General features: G+C 58.6%; 12 protein-coding genes. 6 read left to right on the forward strand and 6 right to left on the reverse strand.

The genetic code is table 11. The features are described from left to right. Positions 1–209: 209 nt before the first annotated feature. The 3 genes from AAID99_RS13700 to AAID99_RS13710 all read left to right on the forward strand — a co-directional run bounded on the left by AAID99_RS13700 (position 210) and on the right by AAID99_RS13710 (position 5,781). On the forward strand, positions 210–2,957 hold the full coding sequence (locus AAID99_RS13700) for a TonB-dependent receptor domain-containing protein (protein ID WP_371869861.1): 2,748 nt from the start codon (positions 210–212) through the stop codon (positions 2,955–2,957). Positions 2,958–3,280: 323 nt separating this feature from the next. After that, a complete protein-coding gene (locus tag AAID99_RS13705; RefSeq protein ID WP_188426733.1) occupies positions 3,281–4,054 on the forward strand; it encodes a hypothetical protein in 774 nt (257 codons plus the stop codon). Continuing rightward, a complete protein-coding gene (locus tag AAID99_RS13710) occupies positions 4,051–5,781 on the forward strand; it encodes a ShlB/FhaC/HecB family hemolysin secretion/activation protein (protein ID WP_498494147.1) in 1,731 nt (576 codons plus the stop codon). The genes AAID99_RS13705 and AAID99_RS13710 overlap by 4 nt, the downstream gene beginning before the upstream one ends. A 17-nt stretch (positions 5,782–5,798) precedes the next feature. Here AAID99_RS13710 and AAID99_RS13715 read toward each other — a convergent pair whose 3' ends face one another. The 3 genes from AAID99_RS13715 to gap form a co-directional block, all read right to left on the reverse strand. Continuing rightward, positions 5,799–6,236: a hypothetical protein gene (locus AAID99_RS13715; RefSeq protein ID WP_498494148.1), complete on the reverse strand. Its 438-nt coding sequence runs from the start codon at positions 6,234–6,236 to the stop codon at positions 5,799–5,801. A gap of 161 nt (positions 6,237–6,397) precedes the next feature. Continuing rightward, positions 6,398–7,615: a phosphoglycerate kinase gene (locus AAID99_RS13720; protein ID WP_188426736.1), complete on the reverse strand. Its 1,218-nt coding sequence runs from the start codon at positions 7,613–7,615 to the stop codon at positions 6,398–6,400. 26 nt (positions 7,616–7,641) lie between these two features. After that, positions 7,642–8,661 carry a type I glyceraldehyde-3-phosphate dehydrogenase gene (gap, locus tag AAID99_RS13725; RefSeq protein ID WP_267310284.1) on the reverse strand — a complete coding sequence of 340 codons (1,020 nt, stop codon included), beginning with the start codon at positions 8,659–8,661 and terminating at the stop codon, positions 7,642–7,644. A gap of 171 nt (positions 8,662–8,832) precedes the next feature. Here gap and AAID99_RS13730 point away from each other — a divergent pair, with 171 nt between their 5' ends. Both AAID99_RS13730 and AAID99_RS13735 read left to right on the forward strand, forming a co-directional pair. Further along, positions 8,833–9,318, forward strand: a complete 486-nt coding sequence (locus AAID99_RS13730) for a hypothetical protein (protein WP_498494149.1) — start codon at positions 8,833–8,835, stop codon at positions 9,316–9,318. Positions 9,319–9,425: 107 nt separating this feature from the next. Further along, positions 9,426–10,343 (forward strand): glucosamine inositolphosphorylceramide transferase family protein, encoded by a 918-nt coding sequence (locus tag AAID99_RS13735; RefSeq protein ID WP_229719824.1) that lies wholly within the window; start codon positions 9,426–9,428, stop codon positions 10,341–10,343. A gap of 16 nt (positions 10,344–10,359) precedes the next feature. Here AAID99_RS13735 and AAID99_RS13740 read toward each other — a convergent pair whose 3' ends face one another. The 3 genes from AAID99_RS13740 to AAID99_RS13750 form a co-directional block, all read right to left on the reverse strand. After that, complete coding sequence (locus AAID99_RS13740; protein WP_498494150.1) at positions 10,360–11,268, reverse strand: alpha/beta fold hydrolase; 909 nt, start codon at positions 11,266–11,268, stop codon at positions 10,360–10,362. A gap of 38 nt (positions 11,269–11,306) precedes the next feature. Then, positions 11,307–11,687, reverse strand: coding sequence for a hypothetical protein (locus AAID99_RS13745; RefSeq protein WP_498494151.1), 381 nt, complete (start codon positions 11,685–11,687; stop codon positions 11,307–11,309). An 887-nt stretch (positions 11,688–12,574) separates the two neighbouring features. Further along, on the reverse strand, positions 12,575–14,053 hold the full coding sequence (locus tag AAID99_RS13750) for a protein adenylyltransferase SelO (protein WP_498494152.1): 1,479 nt from the start codon (positions 14,051–14,053) through the stop codon (positions 12,575–12,577). Between the two features lie 117 nt (positions 14,054–14,170). Here AAID99_RS13750 and AAID99_RS13755 point away from each other — a divergent pair, with 117 nt between their 5' ends. Beyond that, on the forward strand, positions 14,171–15,547 hold the full coding sequence (locus AAID99_RS13755) for a lipopolysaccharide biosynthesis protein (RefSeq protein WP_498494153.1): 1,377 nt from the start codon (positions 14,171–14,173) through the stop codon (positions 15,545–15,547). Positions 15,548–15,556 lie beyond the last annotated feature (9 nt).

Consider the following 15,556-nt stretch of genomic DNA (forward strand, 5'->3'; position numbering starts at 1 on the left):
AATTAACGAAAATGCGTTGTTTCAAAATATTTTTAAAGTTCGATACATTCTAGACATATTTCGTCGCACTTCTCTAACGCTCGTTATGCCAGCGTTACGTTTCGATTGATTGTCGTTACGTATGGAGCGTGTGACCTATGGCGTTGAGCCTGCGCAGATCTTTTCTTTTGACATTTACGGCAATAGCCGGGCTTTCGACTTCCGCAGCTATGGCAGCAACCGTTCCGGTTGATGCGACAGCGACCAAGAAGAAGACGCTGGTCAAGACCAAACCGGCTGCAGCCAAAGCCGAGACGATCATGGTTACCGGCTCGTATCTGCGTAGTTCGAACAACAGTTCGGCCAATCCGGTTCAGGTCATTACTGCAAAACAGATCCAGCAGACTTCGGCGACTTCGCTTGGGGATTACCTGCAGCGCCTGCCTTCCGTCGGTTCGTCTGGCACGCCCAATCAGCAGACCAACGGCGGCGGCGGTGTAAGCTGCACCGATATCCGCAATTTCGGTTCCAAGCGGGTTTTGATCCTGATTGACGGGAAGCGCACAGCGATCAACGCGGCCACGTCCTGCGTCGATCTGAATACGATCCCCATTGAGGAAATCGCCAGCGTCGAAATGCTCAAGGATGGCGGTTCGGAGCTTTATGGCGCAGATGCTGTGTCCGGCGTGATCAATATCAAGCTGCGTCATGATGTGACCAAGGCCACCATCACCATGCGTGGCGGTATTTCGCAGTACGGCGACGCCAAGACCGGTCTGCTTTCGGCCATGAAGGGGTTCAACTTCGATCACGGCCGAGGCAACGTAACTTTGTTCGGGCAGTACAACACGTCCGGCGGCATCATGAGTCAGGACCGCGCCTGGGCGGCCAATCCGCAGCAGACCAACCCTGTCAGCGGCACGCCCGTCTATGGCTCATCGATCGTGCCAGCAGGCCGTGTGACCAATCCGATAACGGGCGCCAACCTTGTCTCCAATGGTGATGGCACGTTCCATCGCTACAGCAACGCCGATCGTTATAATTTTGCCAAAGATACGATGGTGCAGAATTATAACCAGAACTCGGCACTGTCCGGTGATGCGCATTACGACGTCGACAGCCATTTCAAGCCGTATGCCAACGTGCGTTACAGCCATACGACCACGGCACGTCAAATGGCAGCTTCGCCGGTATCGGGTGGTATCAAGCCGTCTCCATTGCTCTCTTCGTGGACCATCCCTGCAGGTAGCCCTTATAATATCTGGGGCAAGGATGCAGTCATGTCGCGTCGCATGAACGATCTTGGCCCGCGCAAGATGGACTATGCTACTGATACCTGGACCGTTATTGGCGGAGCCAAGGGCAAGATCTGGCGCGGCTGGGAATATGACGCGTCCATGACCTATGGTCAGAGCCGTTGGACCGCCAACACACAGAATATGGGGAATTATCGTCATCTCTTGCAGATGACCGGTGTGCGTCAGCTTGACCCCACCAGCCCAAGCAGCAAAATTGTTTACGACCCAACGGTCTGCACCAGCCAGCCCGGCTGCGTATTGTCCAACCCCCTGGCACCACTCTCTCCCGAGGCTGCGGCCTATGGAAAATTCACCCAGCACGACCACGCTGAATACCAGTTGCGCGACTTCAACCTGCGCATCAATAACAGCGAGCTGGTCAAGATGCCCTACGAGCACGGTGGCAAGGTCGGTATTGCCTTCGGTATGGAGCATCGCAGCGAACAGCTGAGCAGCAAGCCTGATCCTATCGTGGTCAGCGGTGACTCGACGGGCAATGCCTCAAGCTATAGTGGCGGCGGCTTCAACGTGAATGAAGTCTATGCCGAAGGGCAGATTCCTCTGCTTCAAAACGCATTTCTCGCGAAGGATCTGACAATCGACGGCCAGGGCCGCTGGTCCGATTACAATACCTTTGGTTCCACCAAGAACTGGAAAGTGTCGATCAACTGGGCTCCGGTGCGCGATATCCGCTTCCGCGCAACGCTGGGTACGTCCTATCGTCAGCCCAACGTTTACGAGCTTTACGGTGGTCAAAGCCTTGGCTACCCCTCGGCCTATGATCCTTGCAGCGCTGTGTCGAGCTATGGCGCACAAGCGGCTGCGGTGCAGGCACGTTGTGCTGGCGAAGGCATCAACACAGCAAGTTTCGTGCCGCAGAACACCGGACAGGTGCCGACCATCTCTGGTGGCAACGCCAAGTTGCAGCCCGAAAGCGGTCGTACCTACACAATCGGTACAGTCGTAACGCCGCGCTGGGTGCCGGGTCTTTCGGCTTCCGTGACCTACTGGCATTACTCGCTGAACAATACGATTGGCACGCTGGGCACACAGTATATTCTTGATCAGTGCTATACTGGTGCAGATACAAGCAACTGCAGTGCCATTGCAGCGCGCTCATCGTCGCAGCAGCTGACCTCGGTCAATGCATTTTATCAGAACCTCGGTGGAATTCGTACAAGTGGTATCGATTTCGACCTCGACTATCACATGCGTCTGACGGCACATGACTCGCTGAATGTTTCCAACAACATGCAGCAGCTGGTCAGCTATCTACAGCAGAATGTGCCCAACGGCCAATGGTACAACTATACGGGTCGTCTGTTCTATGCTGGCGGCAGCGGTCAGCCGCGCGTGAGTGATTATGCGCAGGCAACCTGGCAGCATGACGATTTCAGCTTTACTTACATGATGCGCTATATCGGCGGCATGGTGTGGAATAATGGCGTGACAGATCTGACGGCAAAGACGTCCGGCCAGTACAAGACGCCTGGTATCTTCACCCACGATATCACGCTGGGCTATCGCCTGAACCGCTGGAACTTTGAAGCAGGTGTCAGCAACCTGTTCGACAAGAAGCCTCCTTTTGTGATGGATGCGGCGACAAATACCAACATCTATCAGTATGGCAGCCTTATCGTCGGCCGCTATGCCTTTGTGCAGGCTGGCGTAAGCTTCTGATTGCGAAGATTTTTCAATCCTGAGGCGCTCTCATGAGCGCCTCAGTCTGGTTGGGTCATTTATGACGTCAGGTGCGAGCGCAAGCGGACGCAGTACCGAGGCCTTGTCGACGTCCTAGTCAGGCGAGCAATGAATGTCATGACTCTGATCGTTTTCCGGCAGGTCAGCGATCCGGAAGGGCTCCTCTTGCAGGGGGCCTTTTTGTCTGTGGCGTAAAATTTGAGCTCATGTCCCCTCAATGAAGTGGGAAGATACGCAGGAATGAAGTGTGTTATTCACGCTTTAGTGATAGGCCGGTCCGGCGTTTCTCCGTTCGGGATATCATGACCTGTCTTTCGCAATCACGCCTCGCTGCGTCTGGCCGCTATTTCCTGCTGCTGGTCAGCGCTCTGCCCTTTCTCGCGGCGTTGTCATGCCATGCCCAGCAAACCCAGAGTGTGCAATCCGCTGGTGGCTTTGCGCCGGGCGCGCGTGCGTCGGCTTCAGCTAATGCGACGCTCGATAGTGTGGTGGGCAATCGCCCGTCTCCTGTCAAAAAAGCCCTCGGGCTGGGTGGCAGCGTCTATCGTGTCACCCCGCAAGCCGTCGTGATCGGCCCTGACGGGCGCGCGGTTTCAGGCGGGTGTCCGGCACCTTCTACCGTGACGACAGGGCAGTTTGTCGCAGGCGGTGCCCCTGCCGAACCCGCGCTGAGCGGGAGTGCGGGTGCCGGAACAGGGGCGACCAAAAGCGAAACGGTCATGATCGGTGTGAGTGACCAGCGCCCTGCTGGCGCAGCCGGGGCAGGGGCCTCACCCGTCCTGCGCCCTGCGGCCACGATGAATGCGTCTTTCGGGCCTTCAGGCGTTTATGTGCTGCCTGTTCCCTGCCGCGTCAGCGGAACCGACAAGCGTGCCATGATCCATGACGCGGCTGCGACACTGGCCTCTGCCGGTGGCAATGCCTTCGCACTGGCAGGCAATCGCGATGGAATGCGAGAAGCCAATCGGGTCACGCTGCTGAAGGATGGGGATATCGAACTGACGGTCGGACAGCCTGACCATGCCGAGCCAGGCCTGACCTCGCGCGCCCCAGATGGCGGCAGCAAAGCGCGATGAAACGTTTTCTCTTTTGCCTTGCTCTGGCGTTCTGGCCCCTCTGTGCGACGGCGCAATCACTCATCAAACCCGGCGCTGGCAGCGGTATGGCGGCGCTACCCGATCGGGCTGCGCCGGCGGTGAAAACACCCGGACTGGCGCCCAAAGCCCTGAAATCGACAGCGCAGGTGCTGCCGCTTTTGCGCGCTGTCGTGTTTCAACCTGCGGGCACGATCGCGAGCCAGACGGAGTTACGCGCGCTGAGCACAGAAGGGCTTCCTCTGCTTGCCGACCCCGCTTTTACCCGGATCATCATGCCGTTTATCGGCCATGCCCTGAGTTTTGGTGAGATGCAGATACTGGTCGATCGGGTGGTCGGCTATTACCGCATGAAAGGCCACGCCTTTGTGACGGTCAGCGTGCCGCCCCAGCGCGTGCACCAGGGTGTGTTGCATCTGGACGTGATGGAATATCGGGTGGGGACGATTCATGTCGTGGGCAATCGCTGGTTTTCGGCGCGCACCATCCGCAACCAGAGCGGTCTGGCGCCGGGGCAGACATTGTCGCTCGACTCGCTGCAAACCGATCTGAGCTGGCTCAACACCAACCCGTTTCGGACCGTTGATATGGTCTATCGCCCCGGTCAGACGTCTGGTCTTACCGATGTCGATCTGAAAGTGGCCGATCGCCTGCCTCTCTATGTTTATGGCGCCTATAACAACCAGCTCGATCCGACACTGGGGCGTCTCAACTGGGATCTTGGCATATCATGGGGCAATGGCTTCAATCTGGGGCATATCCTTACCTATCAGTTGCAGCGCAGCGTTTCAGGGCGCTTCACCGGGCATAATGCCAGTTGGGAAATACCCCTGACGTCACGTGATGCGTTGCTGATCTACGGCAATTATTCGGTCTCCTATCCTGTCGCCGATCAGCCCCTCACCAATAAAGGCGTGTCGGGTCAGGCCTCGCTGCGCTGGCTGCATATGCTGCCGCACTGGGCATTGGGGGCGCAATTCGGGCTTGATGGTACCGTGCAGACCGGGTTCGACTGGAAATCGACCATCTCGGATCAGTTCAGCGCTGCGGTGCCGCTCATTCTGGCCAATGCCGAGACCAATCAGTTTGTGCTGGGTTTTATCGGGTCTCTGCAGGACCCGTGGGGCAAGACCGAGATCAATAACCAGATCGTCTATGGCCCTCCGGGTATCTCGGCCTATAACAAACGCGGCTGGTATGAGACGATCTTTCCTAACGCCAAGCCGAACTATGTCTATGACCGCCTGATGCTCAATCGTGCGCTTTCCTTGCCGGGAAAGTTCAAGGCAAACAGCAAATTGTCGTGGCAGGGTGCGACCCATAACCTGCTCTATAGCGAGCAGCTCATGATTGGAGGCATGGGCACGGTAAGGGGCTATTACGTCAATACGTCCTTCGGGAGTCGTGCCTTTACCTTCAGCGAAGAAATCACGACGCCGGGTTTTTCACTGGGCAAGACGATGGGGTTCGGTGCCCTTGAAGACAGCAATACAGCCGGAGCATTCTGGGACTGGGGCGATAATTCGCAGGTTCACCCTGCCGGAATTGGCCCGCGCGTTGTGACGCTGGCTAGCGTAGGGGCTGATCTGAACAGCAAGATCAACAGGGCACTCAACGTGACAGTCGATGCGGGCTGGCGTCTCAGACGTGCAGCAAGTCGTGGGAGCCGAGGGGTATTCTGCGACTTCAATCTGATCGCGGGGTTCTGAAAAAGCGTTTCGACGGATCAGTTCATCGGGATGGCAAGGGCGACACCTGCTGCCATCGACCCATGGCCACGCCTCTGGTCATTGGCTCCAGCACCGCCAGCGAGCGCATCGCCGACCTGATGGTGGTTGCGCTGGAAGAAATCAGCTCGCAGGCGCGCATCGTCATCGCTGTTGCGCGAAGAGGGGGCTTCCAGCTCCTCATCTGGCAGAGGTGCCTGACTGAAACCGTCCTTGCTTGCAGCAATGGGGGCTTTCACTGTCAGAGAGGCCTGACGGATAAGGGGTTCCTCGGCAGTAGCCGGCTCCAAGGAAAAGGAAGAGGCGGTATTCAGCCCAGAGCTGGCCGGGCTGGTGTGCCGGATAGCTGTATTACGGGTTGATGGGCTGTTGTCAGCAGCCTGTGCAGTATTCAGACCAATACTGGCAAGAACAGTAAGGACAAGGCAGGCGCGCAAGGAAGCGTTCCTTTTTTCCGGTTCAAGTGGAATTTCAGCAAGAACCGGAACTGCTGCCGGCTTCGAATACTGTATCCATTCGGGAAAAAGGAATGCAACCCTGACGAACCGATTGTATCACGCAGATACGAAACGTGATGCAACCGGCCCGTCTGATAAGCTCAGATCGGGAAGGCGTTATGCGCGGCGTCGGTCAGGACCGCGATCCCGGGCAGAAGCTTGCCTTCGAGCCATTCGAGGAAAGCGCCGCCTGCGGTCGAGACATAGCTCATCTTGTCGGCAGCATCGGCGTGACGCAGGGCAGAGACGGTGTCACCACCGCCAGCAATGGTCTTGAGCTTGCCAGCTTCGGTGAGGGCCGCGGCCTTCTGGGCAACGGCAACTGTCGCCTTGTCGAAGGGCTTGATCTCGAAGGCGCCCAGAGGGCCGTTCCAGACCAGGGTTTTCAGCCCTTCGAGCTTGGCTTCGATCAGGGCGACCGTCTTCGGGCCGGCATCGAGAATCATGGCATCATCAGGTACCTGATGAATGTCGCAGACTTCCGAAGGGGCACCTTCACGGAACTCGCGCGCGATCACCGCATCGACGGGCAGGATGATTTCGCACTTGCCGTCATTGGCTTGGGCGAGAATCTTGCGCGCCGTCTCGTGCATGTCGGCTTCCTGCAGCGACTTGCCGACAGAAACGCCCTGGGCGGCCAGGAAGGTGTTGGCCATGGCGCCGCCGATGAACAGCACGTCAACCTTGCCCAGCACGTTGCCGATGAGATCGAGCTTGGTCGAGATCTTCGCGCCACCGATCAGTGCACCGACCGGGCGTTCCGGCAGTTCGAGAGCGGCTGTCAGCGCGTTTAGTTCGGCTTCCATCAGACGGCCGGCAAAGGCAGGCAGATGATGGGCCAGGCCTTCGGTCGAGGCATGGGCACGATGGGCGGCAGAGAAGGCGTCATTCACATAGACGTCGCCAAGTTTGGCGAGCATGTCGGTGAAAGCCGGGTCGTTCTTCTCTTCACCAGCGTGAAAGCGCGTATTTTCAAGGACGCAGATCTCGCCGTCCTTGAGTTTGGCGACCGCCTCTTCCGCATTGGGGCCGACGCAGTCGGAGACGAAATAGACCTTATGCTGGATTTTCGATTCCAGCATTTCGGCGACAGGGGCGAGCGACATACTTGGCACGACCTGACCCTTGGGGCGGTCGAAATGGCTCAGAATGATCACGCGTGCGCCCTTGTCGGCGAGTTCGCAGATCGTGGGGATGACGCGATCGATACGCGTCGTGTCCGTGATGGCGCCATCACGAACCGGCACATTGAGGTCAGCGCGCAGAAGAACGCGCTTACCCTCAGGAGACAGGTCGTCGAGCGTATGGAAGCTGGCCATGCTCTTTTCTCCCGTTCTTGGTTTTCTTAGAGGCTGCCGAACAGGGCTGCCGTGTCGGACATGCGGTTCGAGAAGCCCCATTCATTGTCGTACCAGGCGCAGACGCGCACCAGCTTGCCGCCATTGATGACCGCCGTCTGGGTGGCATCGAAGGTGGACGACGCATAGGAATGGTTGAAATCGGTGCTGACCAGCGGCGCTTCGTTGTAGTCAAGCACGCCCTTCAGTTCGCCTGCAGCAGCAGCGCGCAGGGCGTCATTGACAGCCTGGGCCGAGGCGGGAGCGCGAGCCGGGATGAAGTCGAGCGAAACGACCGAGACATTCGGCGTCGGCACGCGGATGGAGGTACCATCCAGACGGCCCTTGAGGTGCGGCAGAACCAGACCGATGGCCTTGGCCGCGCCCGTCGAGGTCGGGATCATGTTCAGCGCAGCAGCGCGGGCGCGGCGCGGGTCGCGGTGATGCGTGTCGACCGTGCGCTGGTCACCCGTATAGGAGTGGATCGTGACCATGTAGCCGCAATCGATGCCGAAGGCCTCGTCCAGCACCTTGGCGACAGGCGCCAGACAGTTGGTGGTGCAGGATGCGTTGGAAATGACCGTCATGTCCTTCGTCAGCATCGCGTTGTTCACGCCATAGACGATGGTGGCATCGACATCGGTGCCCGGTGCAGAGATCAGAACCTTGCGTGCGCCAGCGGTGATCAGAGCCGAAGCCTTCTCCTTGCTGGTGAACAGGCCGGTGCATTCCATGGCGACATCGACGCCTTCGAACGGCACCTTGGTGGGGTCACGCTCGGCAGACACGCGGATCGGCCCGTAGGTGCGGCCATTGGCTTCGATGATCAGGTTGTTGCCATCGACGCGTACCGTGCCCGGGAAACGGCCATGAACGCTGTCATAAGCCAGCAGATGGGCGTTTTCTTCAACTGAGCCGAGGTCGTTGATGGCGACCGGCACAACATCCGTACGTCCGCTTTCGATGATACCGCGCAGCACCAGACGTCCGATACGTCCAAAACCGTTGATTGCGATTTTCACAGCCATTGTAGTCTCCCGGCCAGTAGGCGGTTTCGTTATAAGAGGTGAAACCATAGCACCCTTGGAAGACGAGACGAGGGGGGGCGCTCAAAAAACTTACCGATATTTTCGTGAAAACTGGTCTTTCTGTTCCCGCTCTCTTGCTTGTGTCCGCTCTACCTGCAAGTTCTCAAGGTCATGACGATGACGAATGCTACAAATTGTGGTTTCCTGAAGTTTCGCTTTCTGACCGGTATCAGCCTATGCCTGATTTCCGGGGTGCTGGCGGCCTGTACGCCGCCTGACCAGCGCCTGTTCAACCCCGATGCAGGCAAGCCCCCCAAGCCGCATTATCCGCCTGCGCCGCCCTCAAAGCCGCCGCCAGCGCCCTTTCTGCAGATCGTCGCGGGAACGCCAAAGGAGCAATGGGCGCCTGCTGTCGATCGCAGCGTCAAGCTTGCCCTCGCGCGCAGGCCGACCATCATGTTTGTGGTCTCTGTTCTGTCTCCTGAAGCAGGCAGTCCCGCCGCGCAGGTCAAGGCGCTGGAAACACTTTCCGAACAGGACGGCAAGGCTGTGGCAGACCAGATCGTGGCTTCCGGCGCGCCGGTCAATCAGGTGCAGATTGACGCCAGAACCGATACGTCCTCTCCAAAAGGGCGAATCCGCATCGATCTGCGCTGAATGGCGCTGCGGCATCGATCATTCCGGGCGAAGCCTGTCGCGTGGCCTGTTTTGGAAAGCGCGGGGAGATGGTAATCCCTGCGCCGTCTTGAACGGGGGAGGGCATCATGAGCTTGCGCAAGGATATCTGGCGATCGGGCATTCTCGAGGCGCCTCTGGCCAGCCTGTTGAGTCATACTGACTGGTCGCAGATTCCGTGCCATTTCCTGCCTGATATGCCGCGTGCCTTCCAGTTTCGTGCCGACCCGTTTGGTGTCTGGCACGAGGACAGGCTGCATGTCTTTCTCGAGATCTACGACTATCGCAATCGTATCGGCGAGATTGAGCTGTTCGTTTATGACCGGGCATGGCGGCTGATCAGAAACGAGATCGTGCTGCGTGAGCCCTGGCATCTGTCCTACCCGCAAATCATCGAGGCCGAAGGTGCGTTCTGGATGCTGCCCGAGGCGCATCGTTCTGGCACACAGATCCTCTATCGCGCCGAGCGCTTTCCCGATCAGTGGGTTCCGGCCTGTCAGATCGATCTGGGGGGCGAGATCGCGGTCGATGCCACGCTCTGTTTTCGCGATAATCTGTGGTGGTTGATCTACACCCCGGTCGAGGCGGCCAAAAAGGCACCGAGCCGTCTTCATCTGGCCTATGCGGAAACCCTCAGCGGCCCATGGACCCGCCACAGACAGAACCCGGTCCGCCTCGACCCTTCTAGCGCCCGGGCGGGTGGAACCCCGGTCGAGATCGACGGCAAGCTCATGCTGCCAGTGCAGGATTGCGCTCACACCTATGGCGGTGCCGTGCGCCCGCTTTGGTTCGATGTCCTGACCCCCGAGCGGGTCGTGACCCATACAGGTCCGGCCTTGCCAATAGCGCCCCGCTTCGCCCCTTTCACCGAAGGCATGCATACGCTGTCGGCGGTGGGAGATGTCACTCTCTTCGATATCAAGAAAACCGTTCTGTCCCCTCATGGCCTCATGATCGAGGCCGGAAGGGAGATCCGCAAAGCGCGCAGGCGCTTCGGGTTCACCTGACACTCCCGGCTGCCCCTCAGTGACTGGGCCTGAGAGCAGCCTCTACAGCACGGCCGAATTTCTCCGGCTGGTCAATCATAATGAAATGATAGCTGTCATCGATACGCGTGAAGTGCACATGAGCTGTCCCGGTATAGCTCGTGCGATAAACCGTATCGATTGCGGTGGCAGGGACACCGAAAACAGGGTCATAGGCATAGATGACGGTGACGGGAGCCGTGATTTTCGAAAGTGCCGGTCGCAGATCGGTTGTCATGTCGTCATAGAGGGCGTTGGCAATCGTTTTCCTGTCGGATTTCAACCCGGCCTCCACCAGAGCGGGACGTGCCGAGGGGGTCTTGACCATGCTGGCGATCGTCTGTTGCTGGCTCGCTCTGCGCTGGCTTTCGGGTGTCTCCTGCAACAGCGCCTGCCTTAGTGCTGTTGCATGCGGCAATGCCGTCTCGCGTGTCGCCATTGGGTTGAAAACAAGTGGATAGAATGGCAGCGCGTCGACGACGATGACGGCGCCGACATCATCGGGCGTTTCACTGGCCACCATGAGAGCGAGCTCGCCACCGATCGAATGTCCTATCACCGTCGGCTTATGCAGATGCGCTGCCTCGATATAGCGCGACAGAGCTGTCGCAACCGGCTGCATGACCTGCTCTGGAGCCTCTTTCTGTACGGGCTCCCCTGCAAATCCGGCAATCTGCACCAGATGCAGCCGGTAATGCGCCTTGAGCTTCGTGGCGAGGTCATTCCAGACGGAGCGCGGCGAGGCAAGGCCCGGTATCAGAATGACGTCCGGCCCACTGCCTTCGACGACTACCGAGAAAGGCTGTGCAGCCGTCTGTATCGCCGTGTCTTCTGCGGCTTGCGAGAGCGTGGGCGCAAATGCGAGGGAAGCTACCAGCAAGGCCGGAAGGAAAAATCTCGGGTTCATGATTCGGCTTGTTGCAAGGGTGACGAAAACGAACTGGCTCAGCGGCCAGTCAGGAATTCCAGCACACGCCGCCAGAAACGGGCCTCGGCCACGATGAGGCGTGCGACAAATGGTGGGACGCCCTGATCTTCAAGGAGGCGTGGGTCGCATTCGCGACCGAAGAGCACACGTAAAAGCGCAATCAGTGCTGCGCCTTCGCAGACAAGAGCGAGGCTGACACCTAACGCACGCAGCCAGCCTGTACGACCCGCCAGTCCGGATGACACACCCGGCAGAGTGGCTTGCGCCAGCCATAACGCCGAGCCTCCCAGCGATAGGCTGCGTATCACCCCCTGTCGCAGCGAACGTGGACGATAGCAACAGAAGAAACTGGCCAGGAGCGAGCCAACCCATAAGCAGACAAGCCCCGGTCGTGCCATCTGTGGAGGCGATGCTGGAATTATTCGCGAAAACCAGAGGAAAAGGAAGAAGTAGGATGATAATCCGTAAAGATAGCACCAGTTTTCACGAATAGATGGCATCGTTGGAGCGCTCCATTTCGATGTCGCATCATACGGAGCGAAGCTATTTTGGCGACTGCCCGGGCGTTCAAAGCAACGTGAAGTTTGTCGGTAAGCGACGTGCTTTTCCTCAGAGTTTCCAGAGGATGCCGCTATTCTTCAGGGACGTGTCTTTTGAGAAAGGTACAATTCACAACGAAATCGACAGAGAACAGTCTCGGCTTCAAGTCACGAAAGACAGGGCGTCAAGCGCCAGAACAGGGACGCTAGCTCATCGATTAATGGCTCTATGGGCTGCTGACAGCGCTTCCTCGTAATCCGAAGAAAAGGGCGCGGCGCGCACTGATGCCAGGCCGTTTTCGATATCCACGAGCAACGAGCGCTCCGCCCGGTCAGCGAAAAGACGATCGTCGCCCCACTGATTTCTCTCCCAGTTGCGTGAGAGCTATTCGAATAAAACAAGGGCTTCATCATCAGATAAAGCCAGAGAGATGCCCCTATCAGTTTTCTGCACTCTGCCCATGAGACTTCCTTTGCAGGCGATCAGGGCAGAATTCTCTTCGACCCGACATCTTGGGTTCTTTTCTGGACGCGTTATCCTGATTGGAGTGCCAGAACCTTTTTCACCGTCCCGGGAAAGTCTGCCGCGGTCCTCTTATTCCGCTAAGGAGTGTTGTATCCTGGCAGAAGCCTCGGTTCAAAGCTTTCGGAGTTCTGCTCTCTGCTTTCCAGCGCCCAGATCTCTCCTCATCATGCAGGCAGGAAAGCTCTGGGTTTGATGCTGGAATCTTCGAATGGGTCCGACTTCACGTTCCGCAGAAGGTCGCGTGGACGATCTGCTCCGGTGACGGGGGCTTTTCGTAGGCGTCATCGCTTTTAAAGGGGTGGCGCAGACATTGCAGAAGGGCTTCGAAAACCGAGAAATCGCCTGTTTCGGCAGCGGCGATGGCTTCGGCCACGCGGTGATTGCGGGCGATTACGGCGGGGTTGCTCCGCTGCATCAGAGCATCCTGCTCTTCCGTCGAGGCAGGCTCGGACGCGCGTCGTGCTTCCCAATCGGTCTTCCAGCGTTCAAGCGCTTCGGAAGCTGGGCCATCCGTCAGAGGTTCGTTTCTGGTGAGACGACGGAAGGTGAGCGTCCAGTCCAGTGCCCCGTTTTCCATCAACTTTAGCAAGGCGTCGATCAGCGCCCTATCCTGAATGCCTTCTATGGTCAGGCCCAGCTTGGAGCGCATCCGGGCCAGCCAGGCGTGTTCGTAGAGGCTCTGGAAGCGACCGAGTGCGTCCTGCGCCCAGGCGAGGGCACGCTCTTCATCAGGGTCGAAAAATGGCAGCAATGTCTCGGCCAGACGGGCGAGGTTCCACCCGGCCAGACGCGGCTGATTGCCATAGGCATAGCGTCCGTTGCGATCGATGGAGCTGAATACCTTGTCGTGACGATAGACATCGAGAAAGGCGCAGGGGCCATAATCGATGGTCTCGCCTGACAGCGCCATGTTGTCCGTATTCATCACGCCATGCACGAAGCCGACGCTCATCCAATCCGCGACGAGCCGGGCCTGTCTGGCCACGACCGTCTCATAAAGCGCGCGAACAGGATTTTCGGCTTCACGGGCTGCTGGGTCGTGGCGGTCTAAGGCGAGATCGCAGAGAAAAGTCAGAGCCTCACGGTCCTCGCGCGCGGCAAAATACTGGAATGTGCCAACGCGCAGATGGCTTGAGGCGATGCGCGTCAGAATGGCGCCGGGTTGCGGCTTGTCACGCCAGATCGTCTCGCCGGTCGTAACGGCTGCAAGTGCGCGTGTGGTGGGCACGCCAAGCGCTGCCATGGCCTCGCTCACCAGATATTCGCGCAGAACCGGGCCAAGCGCCGCCAGTCCGTCCCCCCGACGGGAAAAGGGGGTCGGCCCAGAGCCCTTGAGCTGCATATCGCGAACCTGGCCCTGATCGTCAGTTAAAATGCCAAGAAGATGGGCGCGCCCATCACCGAGCTGCGGCACGAACTGGCCGAATTGATGACCGGCATAAGCCTGTGCCAGTGCAGGCACCCCGTCGATGCGCGCCTGACCGCTCAGCAGCGCCACGCCTTCGCGGGATTTGAGCCATTCGGCTGAAAAACCGAGCGTTTCTGCCAGAGGCTCATTCAGGGCGACGAGGCGCGGTGTGGCGAAAGAGGCAGGGTCCGCCTCGACTGCCATGGAGGCCGGAAAAGGCGCGCGGCGGAGAGGAAGATGCATGATACCTCGGGGGTGCAGGCCGAACAGGGCTTTCAGAGGACCGGACATGCCCTCGTGTGAGTCAGAGATAACGCCCGTCTGCGCAGGCGCAAGGTCGGGCAGGCAGGAAAGCAGTCAGGTTTTTTTGCCCTTCCCATTTCAGAACGGGGCGTCCAAAACCCCTGCATGTCGAAACACCCCTCAGCCGCCAGACGGATCGTTCATAATGTCAGCTTCCTGACATTGGGGCGTATCGCAACAGCGCTTTGCAGTTTTGCCTATATCGCTTTTGCGGTCCGGGCTTTGGGGCTGGGGCAGTTCGGTCTGCTGATCCTGATCCATTCTCTGGGTATCATGGCCTCGACCTTTTCGCGCATGCAGTCATGGCAGACGCTTATCCGCTTCGGCAATGAGCCCTATGCCAGACGCGATCTTGACCTGCTGCGCCAGATTCTGGGCTTCTGCGTCAGGCTCGACCTGCTCTCGGCGGTTGTTGCCGTGTCGATCGGGGTCATCAGCGTCACCCTGTATAGCCATATTGCGCATTGGACTCCCTGGGTCACATCGCTCGCCTATGGCTACGCCCTGATCAGCCCTTTCATGTATACTGGCTGGAGCAACGGCGTTCTGCGTCTGACCGACCGGTTTCATCTCGTGCCGATCAGCGATACGGTGACTGCTGTTTTCCGTACGGCGGGAACGGCGCTCGGTCTCGTCCTGCATCTGCATCTCGGTTTCTTTGTCCTGATCTGGGCAGGGGCGGTGTTGCTCGATTACGGGCTCTTCCTGTTCTTCGCTCTCACCACCCTGCGTCAGAAAATCGGTCTGCGTCTGCGGTGGCGCGATGTATTGACGCAATGGCGGTGGCAGGTGCCGGGCATGTGGGCTTTCACGCGGTCGACCAGCATCAACCAGACACTCGGTGCGGTTTCAGGCCATATCAGCACGCTGGTCGTCGGCTCGCTTCTCGGCTCTGCCGAGGCCGCGGTGTTTCGCATCTGCCGTCAGATTGCCGATGGCATCGTCACCCCGGCGCAGATGCTGTCTCCCGTGCTCTATCCCGAACTGGTCAAGATGCGTGACCGTCAGGACTGGCGTGGCCTCAAGCGCCTGACATGGAAGATCTTTGCCATGCTCTGCGGCGTCTCGGTTGCGCTTTTGCTCGTCTCGGCGTTTTTCGGGGGGCGGATATTTGCGCTGATGCTGCATATCCATCTGCATGGTACGACCTATTACATCTCGATCATGCTGGTTTCGGCGGTGCTGACCCTGCTCGTCGTTCCGCTTGAGCCGCTTCTGACGGTGATGGGGCAGATCGGTTACCTGATGGCCAACCGTACCTGGATTACCCTTGCCTATTTTCCGATACTTTACGGTCTGACGGCAACATGGTCGCTCAAGGGCGCCTGCTACGCGACGGTTTTCAGCAGTTTTGCAATGTTCGTGACAAGGCTCTGGCGCGCCATCATCTGCTCGTTGCGCCCGGCGAAAGAACCCGCCAGCCCCTCTGCCGTCGCACAGGTATCGGGGCCGGCAGAAGACAAGATTCCCGTCGAGGCCTGATCTTCCGGC

The organism is Asaia sp. Ae19-3 (assembly GCF_059801175.1).

What these genes read in the sequence shown, in the direction of transcription:
- AAID99_RS13700 (WP_371869861.1), top strand. Translation starts at nt 210, where the DNA reads ATGGCAGCAACCGTTCCGGTTGATGCGACAGCGACCAAGAAGAAGACG.
- AAID99_RS13710 (WP_498494147.1), top strand. Translation starts at nt 4,051, where the DNA reads ATGAAACGTTTTCTCTTTTGCCTTGCTCTGGCGTTCTGGCCCCTCTGT.
- AAID99_RS13750 (WP_498494152.1), bottom strand. Translation starts at nt 14,053, where the DNA reads ATGTCCGGTCCTCTGAAAGCCCTGTTCGGCCTGCACCCCCGAGGTATC.
- gap (WP_267310284.1), bottom strand. Translation starts at nt 8,661, where the DNA reads ATGGCTGTGAAAATCGCAATCAACGGTTTTGGACGTATCGGACGTCTG.
- AAID99_RS13705 (WP_188426733.1), top strand. Translation starts at nt 3,281, where the DNA reads ATGACCTGTCTTTCGCAATCACGCCTCGCTGCGTCTGGCCGCTATTTC.
- AAID99_RS13730 (WP_498494149.1), top strand. Translation starts at nt 8,833, where the DNA reads ATGACGATGACGAATGCTACAAATTGTGGTTTCCTGAAGTTTCGCTTT.
- AAID99_RS13720 (WP_188426736.1), bottom strand. Translation starts at nt 7,615, where the DNA reads ATGGCCAGCTTCCATACGCTCGACGACCTGTCTCCTGAGGGTAAGCGC.
- AAID99_RS13745 (WP_498494151.1), bottom strand. Translation starts at nt 11,687, where the DNA reads ATGGCACGACCGGGGCTTGTCTGCTTATGGGTTGGCTCGCTCCTGGCC.
- AAID99_RS13735 (WP_229719824.1), top strand. Translation starts at nt 9,426, where the DNA reads ATGAGCTTGCGCAAGGATATCTGGCGATCGGGCATTCTCGAGGCGCCT.
- AAID99_RS13755 (WP_498494153.1), top strand. Translation starts at nt 14,171, where the DNA reads ATGTCGAAACACCCCTCAGCCGCCAGACGGATCGTTCATAATGTCAGC.
- AAID99_RS13740 (WP_498494150.1), bottom strand. Translation starts at nt 11,268, where the DNA reads ATGAACCCGAGATTTTTCCTTCCGGCCTTGCTGGTAGCTTCCCTCGCA.